The organism is Bacillus sp. SG-1 (assembly GCF_000181495.1).
In the GTDB taxonomy this organism is placed as follows: domain Bacteria; phylum Bacillota; class Bacilli; order Bacillales; family Bacillaceae_B; genus Rossellomorea.
This window is the reverse complement of the sequence record NZ_ABCF01000001.1, coordinates 255,092-271,634: the sequence shown is the minus strand read 5'-3', so window position 1 is coordinate 271,634 and position 16,543 is coordinate 255,092. Positions and strand designations below refer to the sequence as shown.

At 40.4% G+C, this 16,543-nt stretch carries 25 protein-coding genes; 1 reads left to right on the top strand and 24 read right to left on the bottom strand.

Features of this window, described 5'->3' with window-relative positions; genetic code table 11:
* Nucleotides 1–80 precede the first annotated feature (80 nt).
* The 19 genes from BSG1_RS01395 to BSG1_RS01305 all read right to left on the bottom strand — a co-directional run bounded on the left by BSG1_RS01395 (nucleotide 81) and on the right by BSG1_RS01305 (nucleotide 13,069).
* Complete coding sequence (locus BSG1_RS01395; protein WP_006834994.1) at nucleotides 81–485, bottom strand: NUDIX hydrolase; 405 nt, start codon at nucleotides 483–485, stop codon at nucleotides 81–83.
* Nucleotides 485–955: an NUDIX hydrolase gene (locus BSG1_RS01390; protein WP_044022169.1), complete on the bottom strand. Its 471-nt coding sequence runs from the start codon at nucleotides 953–955 to the stop codon at nucleotides 485–487. Before BSG1_RS01390 ends, BSG1_RS01395 begins: the two co-directional genes overlap by 1 nt.
* Nucleotides 956–1,113: 158 nt before the next feature.
* Nucleotides 1,114–2,121, bottom strand: coding sequence for an LCP family protein (locus BSG1_RS01385; RefSeq protein WP_006834992.1), 1,008 nt, complete (start codon nucleotides 2,119–2,121; stop codon nucleotides 1,114–1,116).
* Nucleotides 2,111–2,638, bottom strand: a complete 528-nt coding sequence (locus BSG1_RS01380; RefSeq protein ID WP_006834991.1) for a sigma-70 family RNA polymerase sigma factor — start codon at nucleotides 2,636–2,638, stop codon at nucleotides 2,111–2,113. Before BSG1_RS01380 ends, BSG1_RS01385 begins: the two co-directional genes overlap by 11 nt.
* Before the next feature lie 474 nt (nucleotides 2,639–3,112).
* Nucleotides 3,113–3,955: an STAS domain-containing protein gene (locus tag BSG1_RS01375; protein ID WP_006834990.1), complete on the bottom strand. Its 843-nt coding sequence runs from the start codon at nucleotides 3,953–3,955 to the stop codon at nucleotides 3,113–3,115.
* A 453-nt stretch (nucleotides 3,956–4,408) separates the two neighbouring features.
* Nucleotides 4,409–5,431 (bottom strand): hypothetical protein, encoded by a 1,023-nt coding sequence (locus BSG1_RS01370; protein ID WP_006834989.1) that lies wholly within the window; start codon nucleotides 5,429–5,431, stop codon nucleotides 4,409–4,411.
* On the bottom strand, nucleotides 5,428–6,303 hold the full coding sequence (locus tag BSG1_RS01365; RefSeq protein ID WP_006834988.1) for an ABC transporter permease subunit: 876 nt from the start codon (nucleotides 6,301–6,303) through the stop codon (nucleotides 5,428–5,430). The genes BSG1_RS01370 and BSG1_RS01365 overlap by 4 nt, the downstream gene beginning before the upstream one ends.
* Before the next feature lie 56 nt (nucleotides 6,304–6,359).
* Nucleotides 6,360–6,884, bottom strand: a complete 525-nt coding sequence (locus tag BSG1_RS01360; RefSeq protein ID WP_006834987.1) for a GrpB family protein — start codon at nucleotides 6,882–6,884, stop codon at nucleotides 6,360–6,362.
* Between the two features lie 109 nt (nucleotides 6,885–6,993).
* On the bottom strand, nucleotides 6,994–7,392 hold the full coding sequence (locus BSG1_RS01355) for a VOC family protein (protein WP_006834986.1): 399 nt from the start codon (nucleotides 7,390–7,392) through the stop codon (nucleotides 6,994–6,996).
* 18 nt (nucleotides 7,393–7,410) lie between these two features.
* A complete protein-coding gene (locus BSG1_RS01350) occupies nucleotides 7,411–7,944 on the bottom strand; it encodes a 2'-5' RNA ligase family protein (protein ID WP_006834985.1) in 534 nt (177 codons plus the stop codon).
* Between the two features lie 19 nt (nucleotides 7,945–7,963).
* Entirely contained in the window at nucleotides 7,964–8,209 is a 246-nt protein-coding gene (locus tag BSG1_RS01345) for a hypothetical protein (protein ID WP_156791323.1), read from the bottom strand.
* 2 nt (nucleotides 8,210–8,211) lie between these two features.
* On the bottom strand, nucleotides 8,212–8,754 hold the full coding sequence (locus BSG1_RS01340; protein WP_006834983.1) for a GNAT family N-acetyltransferase: 543 nt from the start codon (nucleotides 8,752–8,754) through the stop codon (nucleotides 8,212–8,214).
* Entirely contained in the window at nucleotides 8,748–9,287 is a 540-nt protein-coding gene (locus BSG1_RS01335; RefSeq protein ID WP_044022168.1) for a DJ-1/PfpI family protein, read from the bottom strand. Before BSG1_RS01335 ends, BSG1_RS01340 begins: the two co-directional genes overlap by 7 nt.
* Nucleotides 9,247–9,846, bottom strand: coding sequence for a GNAT family N-acetyltransferase (locus BSG1_RS01330; protein ID WP_006834980.1), 600 nt, complete (start codon nucleotides 9,844–9,846; stop codon nucleotides 9,247–9,249). Before BSG1_RS01330 ends, BSG1_RS01335 begins: the two co-directional genes overlap by 41 nt.
* Complete coding sequence (locus BSG1_RS01325; protein ID WP_006834979.1) at nucleotides 9,839–10,402, bottom strand: 2'-5' RNA ligase family protein; 564 nt, start codon at nucleotides 10,400–10,402, stop codon at nucleotides 9,839–9,841. Before BSG1_RS01325 ends, BSG1_RS01330 begins: the two co-directional genes overlap by 8 nt.
* Before the next feature lie 44 nt (nucleotides 10,403–10,446).
* Nucleotides 10,447–10,908: a GNAT family N-acetyltransferase gene (locus tag BSG1_RS01320; RefSeq protein WP_006834978.1), complete on the bottom strand. Its 462-nt coding sequence runs from the start codon at nucleotides 10,906–10,908 to the stop codon at nucleotides 10,447–10,449.
* Nucleotides 10,905–11,321 carry an NUDIX hydrolase gene (locus BSG1_RS01315; protein WP_044022167.1) on the bottom strand — a complete coding sequence of 139 codons (417 nt, stop codon included), beginning with the start codon at nucleotides 11,319–11,321 and terminating at the stop codon, nucleotides 10,905–10,907. Before BSG1_RS01315 ends, BSG1_RS01320 begins: the two co-directional genes overlap by 4 nt.
* 20 nt (nucleotides 11,322–11,341) lie before the next feature.
* Nucleotides 11,342–11,707, bottom strand: coding sequence for a cupin domain-containing protein (locus tag BSG1_RS01310; protein ID WP_006834976.1), 366 nt, complete (start codon nucleotides 11,705–11,707; stop codon nucleotides 11,342–11,344).
* Between the two features lie 219 nt (nucleotides 11,708–11,926).
* A complete protein-coding gene (locus BSG1_RS01305) occupies nucleotides 11,927–13,069 on the bottom strand; it encodes a PstS family phosphate ABC transporter substrate-binding protein (protein WP_006834975.1) in 1,143 nt (380 codons plus the stop codon).
* 744 nt (nucleotides 13,070–13,813) lie between these two features.
* Between BSG1_RS01305 and BSG1_RS01295 the strand changes: the two genes are divergently transcribed.
* The gene (locus tag BSG1_RS01295; protein ID WP_006834973.1) at nucleotides 13,814–14,230 is read left to right on the top strand and encodes a PH domain-containing protein; all 417 of its coding nucleotides are present in this window, start codon (nucleotides 13,814–13,816) and stop codon (nucleotides 14,228–14,230) included.
* On the opposite strand, the gene BSG1_RS01290 is transcribed toward BSG1_RS01295, so the two are convergent.
* The 5 genes from BSG1_RS01290 to BSG1_RS01270 all read right to left on the bottom strand — a co-directional run bounded on the left by BSG1_RS01290 (nucleotide 14,227) and on the right by BSG1_RS01270 (nucleotide 16,462).
* Nucleotides 14,227–14,439 (bottom strand): hypothetical protein, encoded by a 213-nt coding sequence (locus BSG1_RS01290; protein ID WP_006834972.1) that lies wholly within the window; start codon nucleotides 14,437–14,439, stop codon nucleotides 14,227–14,229. The genes BSG1_RS01295 and BSG1_RS01290 overlap by 4 nt on opposite strands.
* Before the next feature lie 211 nt (nucleotides 14,440–14,650).
* The gene (locus BSG1_RS01285; RefSeq protein ID WP_044022166.1) at nucleotides 14,651–15,076 is read right to left on the bottom strand and encodes a DUF1801 domain-containing protein; all 426 of its coding nucleotides are present in this window, start codon (nucleotides 15,074–15,076) and stop codon (nucleotides 14,651–14,653) included.
* The gene (locus BSG1_RS01280; RefSeq protein ID WP_006834970.1) at nucleotides 15,069–15,464 is read right to left on the bottom strand and encodes a VOC family protein; all 396 of its coding nucleotides are present in this window, start codon (nucleotides 15,462–15,464) and stop codon (nucleotides 15,069–15,071) included. The genes BSG1_RS01285 and BSG1_RS01280 overlap by 8 nt, the downstream gene beginning before the upstream one ends.
* Nucleotides 15,465–15,530: 66 nt before the next feature.
* A complete protein-coding gene (locus BSG1_RS01275) occupies nucleotides 15,531–15,971 on the bottom strand; it encodes an NUDIX hydrolase (protein ID WP_006834969.1) in 441 nt (146 codons plus the stop codon).
* Between the two features lie 5 nt (nucleotides 15,972–15,976).
* Nucleotides 15,977–16,462, bottom strand: a complete 486-nt coding sequence (locus BSG1_RS01270) for a GNAT family N-acetyltransferase (protein ID WP_006834968.1) — start codon at nucleotides 16,460–16,462, stop codon at nucleotides 15,977–15,979.
* Nucleotides 16,463–16,543 lie beyond the last annotated feature (81 nt).

Below are 16,543 nucleotides of genomic sequence, written 5' to 3'. Positions count from 1 at the left end.
AACCATATCTCTCGTATTCTATAAAAAAAGAGAACTTCCTTTTTACAGAAGTTCCCCAAATAAAATATGAGTCGCTATTTTTAAAACGGGACAAAGAATGGCTGGTCTTCAGGAGACAATATTTTCTGTATCCGTTCGCTGAAGTTTCCCCAAGTGACCATCTCCAGCGCTTGTTCCAAGGTAAAAAAACCTACCTCCAGACTCTCTTCACTCCTCCTTGGTTCTCCACCAACCGCTTTTCCAAGCCAGCAGGTCGCACAGACACCCTCTGTCAGATTCTGATAAATTCCACAAAACTTTGTTATTTCCATGATAATTCCTGACTCTTCCACAACTTCTCTAATAATTCCAACGGCTATCGATTCCCCTCTTTCGATAACACCTCCCGGAAATTCCCAGCCCCGTTTTTGCCCCCGGATAAGAAGGATCTTCCCTTCATCGTTCAAGACTACTGCCCCGGCTGATAAAGAATGCTCAGCACCCATTATGATTGCCTTTCAACAGTTAATGACTTCTCGATATAAGCCTTTATGTAACCTCTGTACTCATCGATTAACCCTTCCGGCAAGTCATCAAGGCTATAATACTCTAAATCAACAGATTCATCCCGGTTTATGATCAGTTCTCCATTTGCCTCTCTAGTAAAATAAACAGCTGTAACTGAATAGAGTTCATCTCCATTAGAGGGAACTTTAAAATAATAGTCCGGCCCCGAGAAAATATTAACCAATTGGAGTCCTCCAATTGTTAGTCCCGTTTCCTCCTTTACCTCACGCCTGGCTGTATCCTCAAGGCTTTCCCCAAGTTCCATCAAGCCTCCAGGCAGTCCCCAACCTCCGTCCGTTCGATGCTGAAGGAGCACTTCATTATTGTGATTAAAAATCAGGACAACGGCCCCCGGCAAGATCAATGGACGTGTGCCTACTATTTTTCTTAACTCTTTTACGTATTCCATGTTCATCCTCCTTTTTTCTCGTTTAGAGAATATCTTTCGTTTGCTTTCTGGGATGTACCATTTCATTTTACAGACTGCTGCTATTACAATTACAGACCAATAAGGAAAAAACCCGGGGTACAGATCCCCCCAGGGTATTTCATTAAATAACAAATACCTCAATCAAAAGTAATTAGTTCCTTTTTAATCCGCTCGGCAGCACCTTCCTTGAACTGAAGATAATGAGTATCATTAATCGATGCAGGCTCCAATTCATCATTTAACGAGATCGTTTCCATTGTATTTAATTTAGTCGCCGCCATCTCGCCAAGAACTTTCTCCAGTTCCGTATTGGTTTCTGCACTGCCAAATAAAAGATTAATATTGTTAGTCCCTAATTGCTTCAGCAAGTTTTTCAACACTGCTCCCGACAATTCCATTTTGTCTTGTTCATCCCAACCGTCTACATTCTCTTCCCAAGGAACATGTGCAGTCAGGAGCTCAACAGCTTTTTTCCCATCTATGGAATTCAGGCCTTTGTCCAGGTTTACCTGAATACCTTCCGGGGAAGTCCATGATACATCTCCTTCCGATTCGTATTCAGTTCCTTCCAAGGATCTTAGCATAAATTCAAACTCATCAACCTTAACAGCTGCGTAATAGTCAATCCGCATTCCCAGTGCTTCTGACACTGATTCCTTTACTGCTTGTGAACCCTTTTCATAAGCGTATATATGGGTAAGTTTATCTTTACTTTCTGCTGCTGTATCCGATTTTACAACAGGGACATAAGTATCCGAGGGAAGTGAAAGGAGATTGATGCTTCCCTTGTGTTTGCTGTAAGAGATGAGCAAATGGAGATCCGTTCTGTGATCTTCATTGGTTACTAAAAATAACAGAGTCGTCTGTTGATTCTGTTCCAAGGCTGTCAGCTTTTCCGCCTGATCAGCATTTTGATTGTTCGTGCCGCTAATAAAAGAGAAAGCGAGGATTACTGAAAGCGACAAGAGTACAGCCATTGCCATTAGTGGAGCTGCCCGATAACGTAAAGATTGCAGGATGCCTGATTGTTTTTGTCTTTCTTCCTCCTCAATCTTTCGGAACACTTTTTCTCTGTCCTCTTTCGTAAAAGTGAGGTCGGTATGATGAAATTCTTTCAATGATTTTTCTAAATCTTTATCTTTCATATACGTCGGCCTCCTCCAGTTTAATTTTTAACCTCTGCTTTGCTCTTCTTAGCCTGGTCTTCACAGTATTCACAGCAAGATCGGTTACTTCTGCGACTTCTTCAATGTTTAATGACTCAAAATAATATAGGTGAATCACTTCTCTGTATTTCTTTGGCAGTGAAAGTACGATATTTTTAATTTGCTGATTCTTGGCTTCCTTGAGCACTGTCGTTTCAGCTGAAGGAAGCTGGGATTTCGTATTTTCCTGTATGTAATCCAGCACTTGTACTTTTTTATGGTTCCAGCTCTTTAGATGGTCCTTGCATTCATTGATGGTAATCCGGTACAGCCATGTTTTTATTTTGGAATCACCCCTGAATGAATCAAGCTTTTTATAACATTTAACAAAAGAATTCTGAGTGATATCTTTTGCAATATCTGCATCTTTTACATAGGAATAGGCAAGTCTGACCAACTCATCTCCATACTCTTTCATGATTTCTTCCAGTAACAAATTTCGGTTGCTTTTATCCATGCTGCAGCTCCCTTTTCCCCTCACCTGTGTATGGATTTATTATTTGACGATTAACCCTGTCTAAAAAGTTTCATTTCTTCACATTTTTTTCTAAGTATTGCTGTTATTGATGTAAATATATAGATTTCCACTCCAGGTGCGTGACCACAAACTAAGCCTATATCGCGTTTACACATCAACCTTGAGACGAAAATTACATTTTAACACATAAAAGAGAGCCGATTTTGAAATCAGCCCTCCTTTTAGAGTCCTAAAACCTGTATCTTTTTATAACGCTGTTTTCGTATATATTGTTGCTCTCGGAAAAATCCAAAAAGCCGGATTTTTCCCTTGGAGACAAGGGCTTTTTTCTCTGAATAAGGTGAATTAGCTCTTTTCTTCTTGTTTATCAGCTATTTTTAGTTAATTAAGTAAGTATTTTTTATAGTTTGTATTAAATAGCAACAAAGTTTACGAAAAGAGCCTTTTATAATCCTATATTCCATTTTCCAATACTAAATGCTCTTTCAATGTCTGCTGCAAAGTAGCTTTTGTTTCCACATGACGTTCAAAGGAAACACCTGCATTGATCATTTTCCTGACTAGTTCGACCCTCAATCCCGTAAGGACAGCTTTACATCCCATCATTTGAATTCCGTTTAAAATCTTTTCAAACTGAACGATGACGTCCAATTCCATTTCGGCAACACCAGACAGATCAATGATTAAAGTATGAATTCTCATATTATTGATTCCCATTAATACCTTTTCTTCAAGTGTCTTAACGCGATCTGTGTCCATCATTCCGATCAAAGGAAGCACCGCTATCGAGCTGTTGATTGGAATGATCGGTACGGATAAGTTTTCGACTAGCTTTCTTTGGGACAGCAGCTGCTGATCTTTATAATCAGAGTAACTGATAAAGAAAGTATTAAGGAACTGATCAACACAGTCATTGATCCTTTTCTCCAAATCGAAGAATTCCTTTCGGGAAAATGGATGGTCCTCATTCACTTTGTCGTATTGATAAAGAAAATACCATAGCGTACGCCTGATAGCATGAACCCATTCCAATTTGAATGCTAGTGTAAGAGAATGCTCCGCCCAGGCAACCCCTTCTATTTTCGCAAAATCCACCAGCTCATCTTCCCTGTTTTCAGCAATGAAGAGGGCAAGCTTTTCTGCATTTTTTAATAGATCAATATTTCCTTTTTCTAAGATATCATTGATTTTGTTTCTAACGTTTACAGCTTCCGATAATAGTTTTTCTTTAAAGTTGTCTCGGTTCGCCTTAATAAACTCGGCAATTTCTTCTTTACTGGTAAATTCAATACTCATAAAGTACACGCTCCTTTAGGCAATCCTGTTAGTACCTCTATTCGATACTTCGAAGGAAAATCCTTCTAAAAATTTTACTGATTGTCATTCTTTTAGGCTCTTTTCTAAAACTTTGTTGCTATTTAGTATGAAATTCAAGAGAAAGAGACATATTTCACAGGAATTATCCTGGTAAACAAGAAAGAAAAGGGCAATTCACCCTGTTCAGTTAGATAAGCCCTTGTACCCGAGGGAAAAATCCGGCCCTTTGGATTTTTCCGATAGCAACAATCTATACGAACACAGCGTTCTTTTAAGAATATCTAGCGATTTTTAAATGAATGTGTAAAATAATGTCGTTTCTTATTTCTGCTCCCATGTGCGTGACACCAAGGGGCAGAATTATGCACTTGGCTGAGCGATTCAAAGTGTCATGCCAGCCTTTAGTAAGGGGCCTTCTAGTGAACTCCACTGCTATTTAACCTTTTCATTGACCAATTCAAACTTCTCTTTTGTGTTTAAGCTGTGATTACCATACTTTTCGTTTCCTGCTGGTATCTCCTCCGCTTCTTCAAGGGCTTTTGTCAGTCCCAGCAGCATCATTTTGGCTGCCAATACTGTCAACGTGAAGAACAGAACAGGGATAAAGGCAATCCAAGGGTAGGTGGTCCAAAGAAATTCCCACCATGCCCCTAAGGAACCTGACCACTCATGAGATAACGAAAGCATTTTATTATTATCAAAAACATCGGTTTCAATTTCAAACCCACCCATGAATATTCCCAGGACACCAAGGTGTGATATTAAAATCATCACAGAAATGAACTCTCTTAAGAAAACGATATAGATTTGGGGAACTAAGTAGGGACGGATGTGTAACAAAATAAAGTGACGTTTAAGGGCACCCAGCACTTTTGCACTTTCAATAAACTGTTTCTTCATGATCGTTTCGATTTCATTGCTGAATAACAAAGACACTGACGGCATGGATATACCCACCAAGATTGTAATGTAGATGAATAACTTATCACTGAATGAATAGTCAAAGGTTTCAGGATTCATTAACGGGCCGTACATCATCACCCACTGCATCAGTAAAAATGCCAGAAGTGTTGTTGGAAAATAATTAAATGCATCCACTATCGAGGCAAATAGTTTCTTCATTTTATAAAAGTAAAAATGGATTGCCAATCCTATCAGCACTGAAGGAACAACCCGCAGGAAAGCAATCAGCAGCGCAGCCCCAATCGTATACTTCGCACCTGTCAGCATCAGCAAAAAAACATCATGGCCAAAATTATCCGTTCCGAGAGGAGGGAATTCCAAAGGTGAGTAAGGCGGTCTGAGATACTCCCCATCTTCCCCTTTTAAAAGTCCGGTTCTAGGGACCTGATCCCCGGAAAACCAGTAATATACTAAACTTGCTGTGAAAAGGCCGAACAAAAAAATGAAGCCGGTCAGGAACTGAGGATTTCTAATAAGCCTTTTGATAATCATGCGGCTACTCCTTCCTGCCCTGTCTTCAACCGTATGAAGATACCGATAGCAGTAAGTATGATAAAAATTGGCACATAAAAAAGAATTAAGCTGAAACAAATCACATCTATCTGCGGAAATGCGAGAATAAAATGCGTCAGGCCATATATGTTGAACAATCTCTCAAAAACAATAAGGTTAGACAGAAGGATGAGAATGAAAGATTTCATATGGTTCATCAGGGAGGAAGAGAAGTTCCTGATGATATGCATCGAGAATATATACACCTTTCCCAGCCCTTTGCTTTCAGCCAGTTCCACATAGGGCTTGGTCAATTCATCTTCGACAAACAAGAGCAGCAGCTTAAAGATGAAGATTGTCGGAAGGATAGACAAAGTCACAATCGGAAGGATATAAACCGGGTCGTTTCCTCCTGCAACGGGGGCCAGCAGAATTCCTGTTCTTTTAAAAGTAACAATGACTGTAAATTGAATGATAATGATGATGAAAATATCGGGAATAGATTCTAGCAGTGATAATACTTTCAGCAAGTATGCAGACAATTTTCTAGGAAGTCGAATGGTCATGAAGGTTAAAATAAATGCAATCATTACTGCCAGCAGCAAAGACCCCAGAAAGATGATCAATGAATAATTGTAATACGCCCAAAAAGTTGGAAACATTGGATAGGTATTTCCTAACTCGTTCGTAATGGTCATTTCTCCAGGGTTGCTCAATGAACGAATAATCTCCCAAACATTGAGTATGTATTGCTTGAAATCCAGACTAATGCCATTTGTAAACAACCCTATAACCCCAGATATTAAGATCAGGCCAAGGGAAACAAAAAAGAATTTTACCACCATCAACATGATACTGCGAAAATGCTCCATCCTGCTGAACGTCCCTCCCTTATAAAATTTGATAGTCAGATAGAATAGGAAATTAACTAAACTTTGTTCAATATACAGTCTACATACTGTTTTTTTGCGGCAGTGTAGGAAGCCTCATCTTCCGGAAAGTCTTGGGCAAGGCGAATTTTTAAATTTTCGTATTCTTCCGCTGTGGATGGGTGACTGTTCAAATAGTCCCGAAAAGTGATGTGTTCTTTCCACCAGTCTCCTTCATATTCCACCACATGAAGAATATGCGTTTTGGTCAGGCTTTCTAGGTCTACGAATCTTGCAAATACCTGCTTACCTGGAATGTTCACCTGTGGCAATCGATAGTATCCTTCTTCTTTTAAACGGATTGTGTCAAACTGTTCGATATCCTCCATTGACTTGACCCCAGCCAGAATATCAATGATCGGTTTAGCTTTGATTCCGCAGATGGCTGTACTGCCAAAGTGCTCAAAATCCACCACGGATTCTCCGAGGATCTCCATCAATACTTGTTTTTCCTTTTGAAAAAGATCCGCCCAATCCTTTGAGTGCTCTTTCAGAAATACTTCACCTTTCTTTACACCAAGCATGTTATCCCCCTAAGTTTAAAACGTTTTTTTTAAACATACCGTTGATTCCCGCTCCATGTGTGTGACTTCAATAAAGAAATTCCACGAGCTAATTGTAAAATGGCATTACTTAATCACTGCCTTTTTCCGGTGCGACTAATTCTACTTTTATTCGATCGGGGTCCTCTAAGAATAACGCATAGTAAGACTCTCCACCTGCATAAGGGTGCTTGTCAGGATATAAAATCTCAATCCCTTTGTCTTTCAATTTATTAGTCATTTCATCTACTTGTTCCCTTGAAGTTGCATGAAAGGCCAGGTGGTTCAACCCGACTCTGCACCGGTGATAAGGAACCTCAAGAAATCGGTCTTCAGCCTGCACGAATACAAGATAAGTCTCGTTCATTTTCCAACTTTGGCCGCTCTCCCATTTTTGGTAAGATTGATAACCCAGTTCCTCCAGAAACCAACCCCAAAATTCCCTGGATTTCTTTATATCAGAAACATATATTTCAACATGATGAAGCATGCTGCTCTCTCCCTTCTCTTACTTCAACCGAACCCTATGAATAACAGGTGCGGTATCCCCTTGGACTTTAATTAAGGCTATATCGGTAATTTCCCCTGAAATGTTATCCAATCTATTTAAGCAGTATAGAAAGGCTTCACTTAATTTTTCTTGGGACAGCCTGTTGGCCAGAGTACAGTGTGGTATCCATTTATCCGGCATGTACAAAGTAGAGGCACAATTATTCCATTGGGTGAACGCCAGATAATGCCTTGAGTGCAATCCCTTCAATTCTTCAGTCATAACCGGGGGAAGATAAAGTGCTCCGGATTTCAAAAAAGAACCCAGAGAAGTAAAGTGGATGTCAATTGGCTTCTCCCTGCTATAAACTTCATCCATTCTTTCAATAAAGGAACGTTCATCGATCTTTTCATAACTCCCCAGGGTTATATGGGGGATTCTATCCATGACCTCATGGGCATAAAAGGATATGGACTTCTCATGTAATTCCTGCCATACTTCCCTGATGGCCTCGTCCGTTTCCTTATCAAATACCGCTATCACCCCATACATGACGTTCCCCTCCTTACCTCTATGAACAGCACATGACCGCTTTTTTTGAATCACTTTTCTTGATGAGGAGATTCCCTTCATCATCAAACTTGAATTCAATATTGGCCTCTCTCAATCTTTTATAAGCTGAAACAGCCAAGTCTTGATTTTGCTGAGAGACCTCCATCCATACGATGTAACGCTCTTTTTCAGCCTCAGGTGATTGGCAGCCTGTTGAAAATAGGATGAATAGCAGCAAAAGGACTTTCTGTAATGGTTTGTGCACCTTTATATCGTAACCCATTCATTTTCCAATATGGAATACAGGTGTGAGTCTCTCCATCCGTCCTTCATCTTTAAGTGGTGTCTCATTGTCCCTTCTTTTATCAGGCCCGCTTTTTCCAACACTCTGGTGGAGGCAGCATTTTCAGGATTGCATGTAGCATATATCCTGTGAAGGTTCAGAACTTTAAAACCAAATTCAACAGCCAATCTTGCCGCCTCAGTTGCTAATCCGTTTCCCCAGCTTTTCGGATTCAAAATGTAGCCAATTTCGCCCGCCCGATTCTGTATATCACTAATATTAATTTCAACTGCACCTATAACCTTGTCTTCTTCAATGGTAGTAATAACAAACAAGTAGCGGGTTCTGGGGTTTCTTTTGGCATCTGCCAATGCTTCTTTAACAAACACTTTCGTCTCATCAACTGTATTCGGGCCCCAGGGTTGATAGCGGCAAGCCTGCTCTTGTGAGGCGTAGTCATGGATTCCTTCCCAGTCGTTTTCCTGTAGTTCCCTCAACATCATTCTTTCCCCAGTCATAGTCAGCATCTGTACCAGCCTCCATTAAAGCTGAGTCCCAAGACATTGCCAAGATGTGTACCGAACTCAATGAAGCCTCTCCCTCTTGCCGTTAACACCTTTCCGTCTTGTACAACCAACTCATCAGAATAGTTTTCTTTTTCAAAAATACCTGATGACTCCCGTGCTTCTTCTGCTAGCCCGACTGTGTATCTTTTTCCTTTTAGGAGACCGGCTCTTGCTAAAAGATATGGCGAGCTTGAGATGGCTGCAATAACCGAAACCTTATCAGCCGCCGCTTCGAGAAAATGAAATATTTCTTCCTCATCTTTTAATAGCATGATATCCATACAGCCCGGGAGCAGTACACTATCAATTTCATCAAGGTCAATCTCCTGGATCATTCTATCGGGCAAACATGTTAATCCGGATTCACCTCTAACCGCTTCATTCCTCGTCCAGCACGTTACAACAGGCTTCTTCCCCTGCATTAGCACTGATAGAGCCACACTCAATTCATACTCACTGAACTGAGGATATAACAGTACTGCCGTTTTCTTCATTAGTATCCACCCTCACTCTTTGCATCCATTCCTTTTGAAGCATCCCGTAAATGACACGGTTATGATATTCTCCATTAAGAAATTCATAATCTCGTATAATGCCCTCCTGTTTAAAACCAAGTCTTTCAGCAACAGCTCTGCTCTGAATATTTCCACTTGCCATGTTGATTTCAACCTTGTTTAGTGTCCATTTTTCAAAAGCATGCTGGATGAAGCACTTACAGGAACGCGTCACCAAACCCCTGCCTTCAAAATCATTTCCAAGCCAATAACCAATTTCCGCTTTTCGATTGACAGAATCCACATATATAAATCCAATGGCACCAGCAAGTTCGCTGCCGGACCATATCCCTGCCCAAAATCCGTTATCATTGGCGAACCTGGTCAATGACTTTTCAATGAAGGTCTTGGAATCTGCGACTGACTTAGTTTTCTGAGGAAAGGATAGCCACTTTCCCAGATTTTCACGATTGGCATCGACCAACTTAAAAAGTTGTACAGCATGGTGTGGCTGCAATAGCGAAATATAGGTATCTCCGTCCAATTCAATTTTAAACATGTTTTCCCACTTCCTTTAAAGGCACTGAGAAAATAATAGGGGCTTCCAATTGATCTCCTTGGTTGTCAGCCATTTCAATCAGTGCAATTTCAGTGATCCTTCCTTTAATGGAGTCGTTTCTCTTCAAGCAATATCGAAACACCTTTGCCAGATCCTCTTCCGGCAATTTGTTTGCCAACGTACAGTGGGGGATCCATTTACCCGGCTCGTACAATGAGTTTGACGTGACATTATTGTTAAAGGTTTCATGATGTGATGCGTGAAGATCCAGAAGTTCCTTCGTCATAGTGGGAGAGAAAAAAAGAGTCCCGTAATTCAGGAAGGAACCAAGAGTATTGAAACAAATCTCCATTTCAGTTTTGTTCTCATATAATTTCTTTAATCCATCTATGTACACGTCTTTATCTATTTCACTATAGCTGGCTATTGTGATATGCGGCCTTGGGTTCTTGATTTCTTCCTCATAAAAAGAGAGCGATTCTTGAGCTAGCTCTTTCCATATTTGTTTAATCAACTTCTCTGTTTTTTCATCGAATAATGCTGCAATCCAATACATTACATTTCTCCTTTATCTACTCTTATGTGCCTTAATCTATTTGCCTAAATCAGCTTCTTTTCAAACATGACCATATCCAGGGCCCTGATTCCGTTTTCATAAATCGGTTCGGTGTATTCCGAAAAGAAATCCCTCTTTATCTCATTCATTCTAAAACCTGCTTTTTGATAAAAGGCAATGTTATCAATGCTGGAGTTGGCAGTTCCTACTATTATTTGCTTCACATTTCTTTTTTTGTAAAGAGAAAGAGCTTCATTTATCGCCGCTTTGCCAAGTCCCTTTCCTCTGAACTCAGGCACAATGGCAAAGTTCTTTAATTCAAGAGTACCTTTATTAACAGGAGTGAACAAGATTACACCAGCCATATGATCATTGTAGTGAATAGAAAACATCTCTCCTTCATCAATATAGCTGTTGACGGCGTCCTCACTTTCATCAGCAATCAACAGCAGAGGAAGGTAATCTCTTCTATTTTCTAATCTGACAGGTGATAATAAGAGTTTCATAGTTGTGCTGCTTTCTCGAATATATGTAAGGAGCTGTTTGTTTCCGTAAAAGCGTCATGTATTCTCTTCCTATTCCAGGGATGCATAGCTTCTGGAAGGGAGTCGAGGGCGAAAAATTTCCGTTGCTGAATTTCTTTATTTGGCAAGAACCTTCCCTCCTTATGAATGTCCGCCCTGAACAGCAGGACGAGATCATCTTTTTCAGGAGAAGAATAGACACCAACAAAATCAACGACCTCTACTTCGTATCCCGTTTCCTCGAACACTTCACGCATCACCCCTTCAATGGGGGATTCGTTATTTTCCAAATGTCCTCCAGGTAAGGTCCAGTTGCCTGACCCATAATTCAATTTGACACAAAGAACTTTATTCTCTTCGTTTCTCACAACTGCGAATACGCCTACAGAAGGCATGGTCACTCCTCCTTTTTTCCTTATGTCCAAACATCATTTTCGGCAGTCAGTTCTCCTTCTGCCTCCCCGGTATTCACCACACCTTTTGGTTCTACCAGCATAATGTGGCACTCGTTTTCAGCATGAGGTTTGTGCTCCACTCCTTTAGGAACAACGTACATTTCCCCTTTTGCAAGATTGACTATGCCATCACGAAATTCAATCGACATTTCACCTTCAATGACGATGAAGACCTCATCCGTTTCCTTATGCTCGTGCCATACAAAATCACCTTGAATCTTCACAAGCTTGATTTGATAGTCATTCATCTCAGCAATGACCTTCGGCGACCACTGTTCCGCAAACTTACTAAGCTTTTCTTTTAAATTAATGGGTTGATCGTTCATGGGCTTTACACTCCTGTTTTCAAATTTTGAATTGCAGCTAGAACCTTTTTAAAGGCACTTTCAACTTATATTTCACTCGGATTTGGTCTTTAGAACCTCTCTAAAAGCACTTTCCCCCATAACTCCACTCGAATTAGGTGTCTCCGGAACCCAACAGACTAGCAAGTGACCCAAATAGCCCTTAGGCACTTCTGTACAAATAGTGCAACCTTTAACCACCTAATTTATCGGCACATATCCTGTTTTCTGAATGAGCTCCTGCCCCTGTTGGGAGGTAATCCACTCGATGAACGGTTCGACGTGCGGATTATCCGTGCCGTTCGTAATGGCGTAGAACTCACCTGTTAGTAGGTACTCTTCACTTTGAATGCCCTCAATGTCTGGATCTACACCTTCGACCTTCAATAGTTTTATGCCTTTATTTTCTATCATACCAGTGGCAAAAAAACGATAGGAAAAACCAATGGCGTTACGGTAATTTCGGTAGTTTGAGGCTTTTTCGATGACTCCACCCATACCGCTGACTTTCTGATCGGTTGGAGGCTTCATAATTGGAACATCTCCCATCATCTTTTGCAATCCCGTTTGGCTGCCGCTTCCTTCCGGCCTTTGAAAAGCGATAATCTCTTTATCTTTCCCGCCGACTTCTTTCCAGTTCGTGATTTTGCCGGAATAGATTTGCTGAAGTTGTTCAATCGAGAGACTCTCAACCGGATTGCTTTTATGTACAAAAAAGACAAAGGCTTCTTTACCGATTGGTGTCATATTCATATTCTGCAATCTGGATTCCTGAAGCTCAGAGGGGCCTGCAGTAAATATTATATCCACATCGTTTTTGGCCAATCTATCATAGGCATTACCGGTCTTTGATGCCACCGCTTCACTCTCAGACGGATTGTCATGAGGATACTCCCCTTCAGGGTACACCGCCTGGACAAAAGATGCGATAACAGGATACAGTGCAGTCGCGCCGTCAAGTGTCGGCAATTGACCGTCTATCGAATAACTTGCCCCTCCATCCAGTGACACAGCGTCCGTGTCCTTTTTAAACGGTTCATAGTCACTAAGATCGACTTCTGCATTCTCGATTTCTATATGGTTTATGTAAGCTTCATATCCTCCGTACCCCGCCAAAGGAAGTAAAATAATCAACCCTGGAACCAACATCCTTGCCTTTTTAGGCAGACGTGCAAGCAATCCGAGGAAATACAAGTTACCTATTACAAGTATGGCTGCTGTCACTATCCCCGTGTAAATATATCCATTCTGTGAAGAAGTAAGAATTGAGTACCCCACAACGAACATACTCACAATTCCAAAAAAGACTGTGAAAGCTGCAGCCTGAATAATTCTCGTCCACATAACCGATCGATCTCCTTCACCATTATTCTCTTATTCTTCATCAGTACTTTTTCAACTAATTGACAGATATGTCTACATGGTTCATATGTATCCACACCTTTATATAGCTCCTTTTCCTGTAAAAACAGCTCAGTAATATCTCTCCAAAAGCTTATAGTCTTTTGTCTTTGCTACTGAAATGCCATGGTCCGCGGCAAAGCTTTCTAAATCCGTAAATATTGTTGAAGGTTGATAATCCAGCACCTTTATGTTCGCTCTTTGTTTCAGCTTGATTACAGCCTTCTTTTTTGACCAGTCTGTTCTTTTGAAAATGACTGATTTTATAAGCGAAGGGGGAAGCGCCTTTTTATATAATCGGAGGGTTAAGAAAAAAATACTGTATTCCAACTGACTTCCCTTAACCCGTAATTGATATTTAACCCCCAGAGACATGACCAGGCAGACGAGAATAAGCCACAGTATACCGTTAATTAATTGACTCCCAGAAAAAATATCGAAATTGATAAGTAAGAAGATAACTACTATCGAAGCTGAATGCGATTTTGCAATTCTCGTATAAGGCATTTCTATTTGTTTCCTTTCATTTCAGCGAATTCATCTTTAGTGTTGGTTGGCTTTTAACTCGGTACTATTAATCTTAAATATTGATAGATTTCTTACTGGAAACAAAAAAACCATAACTTGGTCTTTATTAATGAAACTCTCATCCACTGCATTCCGTATTAAGGTTAAGGAGTGGTACGTATGAAATTCAAATCAAGGAAAGACCTGTTATTTTATATAATATTTTGGGGCAGCATTATCGGTATTCTACTAACAGAAATCTCGAACAATGAGTATGGTCTAACGGCATGGCTTTTAAAGGCGTTAGCAGGTTTCTTGTTAATAATCCTCCTCTGGATTTGGTTCGGCACATGCTACATTTTCAAAGAGCAAAAGCTGCTTATCAGATATGGGCCTTTCCGGTGGAGAATATTAATTAAAGATATTAAGTCCATCAGAAAAGTAAAAAGCCCCTTCACCTCACCTGCCCTTGCTGTAAACAGACTCGAAATTTATTATCAAAAGTACGAAGTGGTCCAGATCTCACCCCAAGATCAGGATGCCTTTATCAATTATTTATGTAACCAGAATCAAAATATCAAACTGGAAACCCTTTAATCTTTCTCCTCTATCTGCCTTTTCAGTTCTTTTTCTATTTCTTCGTCCGAAGTCTTAGAAGGATATTCTTCCATCTGGCCTTCAATCATTTCCCGGATCATTTTTCCCGTTTTGGAATTATCAATTCCATTTCTTACTCCTGCTTCTATAATGGAATGAATAATATATAGGAACAAAATAATTAATAACACACCGAAAATAAGTTCCATGGAAACCCTCCCAGTTCATCATACAATTCAGAATTTTATCATAGTTGTCTTTCCTTTTGGGGCTAATCAGGAAAATCAGTAAAAATTTTGAAAATAAGTACCTGCGTTTAACCCTTTAAAAAGTTTGAATTACTAGTTTTGTTGTAAAAAAAGAATGCACCCTTTAAAGAGTGCATCAATAATTTGATGACGACCGGCTAAAAATGCCTGTTTATCCCTGTTCCTGATAGGTCTCCTTGAGAAAATCAACGGATTGCCGAATCAATTCCTTTAGTACCTCCACATCAATATCTGCCACTTTATTGATATATACACACGCTTTTCCCGAGGTGTGCTTTCCGAAACGCTCCAGAAGCCTTTCCCTGTCTGGATCACCGGTGGCAAAATATAGGCTGATCTTTGCTTTTCTCGGAGAAAACCCTACGAGTGGTGCGTCACCTTCATGCCCTGTTTTGTACTTGTAGTGATATGAGCCGAAACCTATGATACTGGGTCCCCACATTTTTGCTTCAAACCCTGTAGTTTCGGTGAAAATATCTAACAGTATATATGCATCCTCCCTTTTCCGTGGGTTCTCGACTGCCTCAATAAACTCAATCACATTGCTGTCATTTTCTTTTGTTTTAAGCTCATACATGACTTTCATCTCCTTCCAGTCCTGTAAAGACCGTGCTCTTATTTACAAAGCATAATGGGTTGCCGAAGGGGTCCTTTGCATAGAAAGATTCTTCCCCCCAGGGCCGCGTATTTATACCTTCTTCCAAGTATAACGCCTTTGAATCTTTCACTCTGTTATAAACTTCCTCAAGGCCTGAAACGGCAAGGTATATGTGTTCCGGATTACAACGGGACTCCACCCCATCACCATCAGCCATGGGATCAAAGCACGCAAGTATGGTCCCGCCACAATCAAAATAGTATCTTCCAGGTGAAACCCTTCGTCCTTCCACACCTAAGATATGCTTATAAAAATTGGCCGCTTCCTCAATATTGGATACCGGCAAGATGACTCGGTATAAATTCATTCTACAATTCTCTCCCTCTATATACTTTTGAGTGATAAGATTCTGTTCTATGTATCATCTCAACTATTAAATACACTGCTTAATTTTATTCAGATGCGTTTCTGCTCTCAGAATGCTCTGCTTCAACCATTCAGGCGATCTAGGGTGAGTCAAGACTTCCTTCGTTGTCATCCAATATATATCGTCGACCTCATCTTTGGCTTTTGGAAAAGGTTCGCCCTCGTCTATTTCACATAGCAACACGATGTTCAACACCTGTGAACCATCGCCCAGCAAGAAGGACGTGTTATTGACATGAGACATTTCCGGCTTAATCGTTATACCGACTTCCTCAAGCAATTCCCTTTTTAACGTCCTCTCAAGGATATCCTTTGAGTTCCCTTCCTTTTCTACCGTTCCTCCTGCAAATGATAAAAGCCCGCCAGCATGCTCTTCTTTTTGGCTGCGCTCAATAATCAGCCACTTATCTCCTCTGAACACAGCACCTTCTACATTGACATGAAACATAGTATTCACCCTATCTTTCTATTTACCTCTACCGGCATGACCATCCTTAACATTTTGGATTTATGCCCGTACAGGTCATCCTCGAATTCGGAAACCTCTTGAAACCCTTTATTGCTATAAAAAGCCTTTCCTGTTAGATTCTCTTCTTCTACATTTATATAAATTTTCTCAATGCCATCGATTGATTGGATACCTTTTTCCAAGAGTGCCGCTCCGAGTCCGTATCCTTGATTTTCAGGCAGCAAATAAATCGCTCCGAGTTCGACTTCCCCACCTTCTTTTACTTGCGAGAAATTGGCAAACCCTTTGATTTCCCCTTTTATTTCAACTACGTATAAAAAAGAAGTTTCCAATCGCTTTTCCATCATTTCGTGACTATATGCGCTCGCAAGGAACCGCTTTTGGATCTCGATTGGAATGATATCTTTATAGGTATCCTCCCAGCTGACTTCCGCCACTTTTTGTACCGCTTCAATATCACCCTGTTTCATCTCCCGAATAAGATATTCCACTCGTATTACCCCTTCAACTATGGATTTTTTCCTCTCTTAACCCTTTCAACGTTTGTCCCT

Coding starts and splice junctions, on each gene's coding strand:
- BSG1_RS01290 (WP_006834972.1), bottom strand. CDS start 14,439: ATGGAACTTATTTTCGGTGTGTTATTAATTATTTTGTTCCTATATATT.
- BSG1_RS01310 (WP_006834976.1), bottom strand. CDS start 11,707: ATGAACGATCAACCCATTAATTTAAAAGAAAAGCTTAGTAAGTTTGCG.
- BSG1_RS01305 (WP_006834975.1), bottom strand. CDS start 13,069: ATGTGGACGAGAATTATTCAGGCTGCAGCTTTCACAGTCTTTTTTGGA.
- BSG1_RS01335 (WP_044022168.1), bottom strand. CDS start 9,287: ATGAAGAAAACGGCAGTACTGTTATATCCTCAGTTCAGTGAGTATGAA.
- BSG1_RS01340 (WP_006834983.1), bottom strand. CDS start 8,754: ATGCTGACTATGACTGGGGAAAGAATGATGTTGAGGGAACTACAGGAA.
- BSG1_RS01350 (WP_006834985.1), bottom strand. CDS start 7,944: ATGTATGGGGTGATAGCGGTATTTGATAAGGAAACGGACGAGGCCATC.
- BSG1_RS01360 (WP_006834987.1), bottom strand. CDS start 6,884: ATGCTTGGTGTAAAGAAAGGTGAAGTATTTCTGAAAGAGCACTCAAAG.
- BSG1_RS01320 (WP_006834978.1), bottom strand. CDS start 10,908: ATGAAACTCTTATTATCACCTGTCAGATTAGAAAATAGAAGAGATTAC.
- BSG1_RS01375 (WP_006834990.1), bottom strand. CDS start 3,955: ATGAGTATTGAATTTACCAGTAAAGAAGAAATTGCCGAGTTTATTAAG.
- BSG1_RS01365 (WP_006834988.1), bottom strand. CDS start 6,303: ATGGAGCATTTTCGCAGTATCATGTTGATGGTGGTAAAATTCTTTTTT.
- BSG1_RS01285 (WP_044022166.1), bottom strand. CDS start 15,076: ATGTATGAGCTTAAAACAAAAGAAAATGACAGCAATGTGATTGAGTTT.
- BSG1_RS01380 (WP_006834991.1), bottom strand. CDS start 2,638: ATGGATAAAAGCAACCGAAATTTGTTACTGGAAGAAATCATGAAAGAG.
- BSG1_RS01390 (WP_044022169.1), bottom strand. CDS start 955: ATGGAATACGTAAAAGAGTTAAGAAAAATAGTAGGCACACGTCCATTG.
- BSG1_RS01325 (WP_006834979.1), bottom strand. CDS start 10,402: ATGTATTGGATTGCAGCATTATTCGATGAAAAAACAGAGAAGTTGATT.
- BSG1_RS01330 (WP_006834980.1), bottom strand. CDS start 9,846: ATGTTTAAAATTGAATTGGACGGAGATACCTATATTTCGCTATTGCAG.
- BSG1_RS01395 (WP_006834994.1), bottom strand. CDS start 485: ATGGGTGCTGAGCATTCTTTATCAGCCGGGGCAGTAGTCTTGAACGAT.
- BSG1_RS01295 (WP_006834973.1), top strand. CDS start 13,814: ATGAAATTCAAATCAAGGAAAGACCTGTTATTTTATATAATATTTTGG.
- BSG1_RS01280 (WP_006834970.1), bottom strand. CDS start 15,464: ATGAATTTATACCGAGTCATCTTGCCGGTATCCAATATTGAGGAAGCG.
- BSG1_RS01385 (WP_006834992.1), bottom strand. CDS start 2,121: ATGAAAGATAAAGATTTAGAAAAATCATTGAAAGAATTTCATCATACC.
- BSG1_RS01315 (WP_044022167.1), bottom strand. CDS start 11,321: ATGCCTTCTGTAGGCGTATTCGCAGTTGTGAGAAACGAAGAGAATAAA.
- BSG1_RS01270 (WP_006834968.1), bottom strand. CDS start 16,462: ATGAAACAGGGTGATATTGAAGCGGTACAAAAAGTGGCGGAAGTCAGC.
- BSG1_RS01275 (WP_006834969.1), bottom strand. CDS start 15,971: ATGTTTCATGTCAATGTAGAAGGTGCTGTGTTCAGAGGAGATAAGTGG.
- BSG1_RS01370 (WP_006834989.1), bottom strand. CDS start 5,431: ATGATTATCAAAAGGCTTATTAGAAATCCTCAGTTCCTGACCGGCTTC.
- BSG1_RS01355 (WP_006834986.1), bottom strand. CDS start 7,392: ATGCTTCATCATGTTGAAATATATGTTTCTGATATAAAGAAATCCAGG.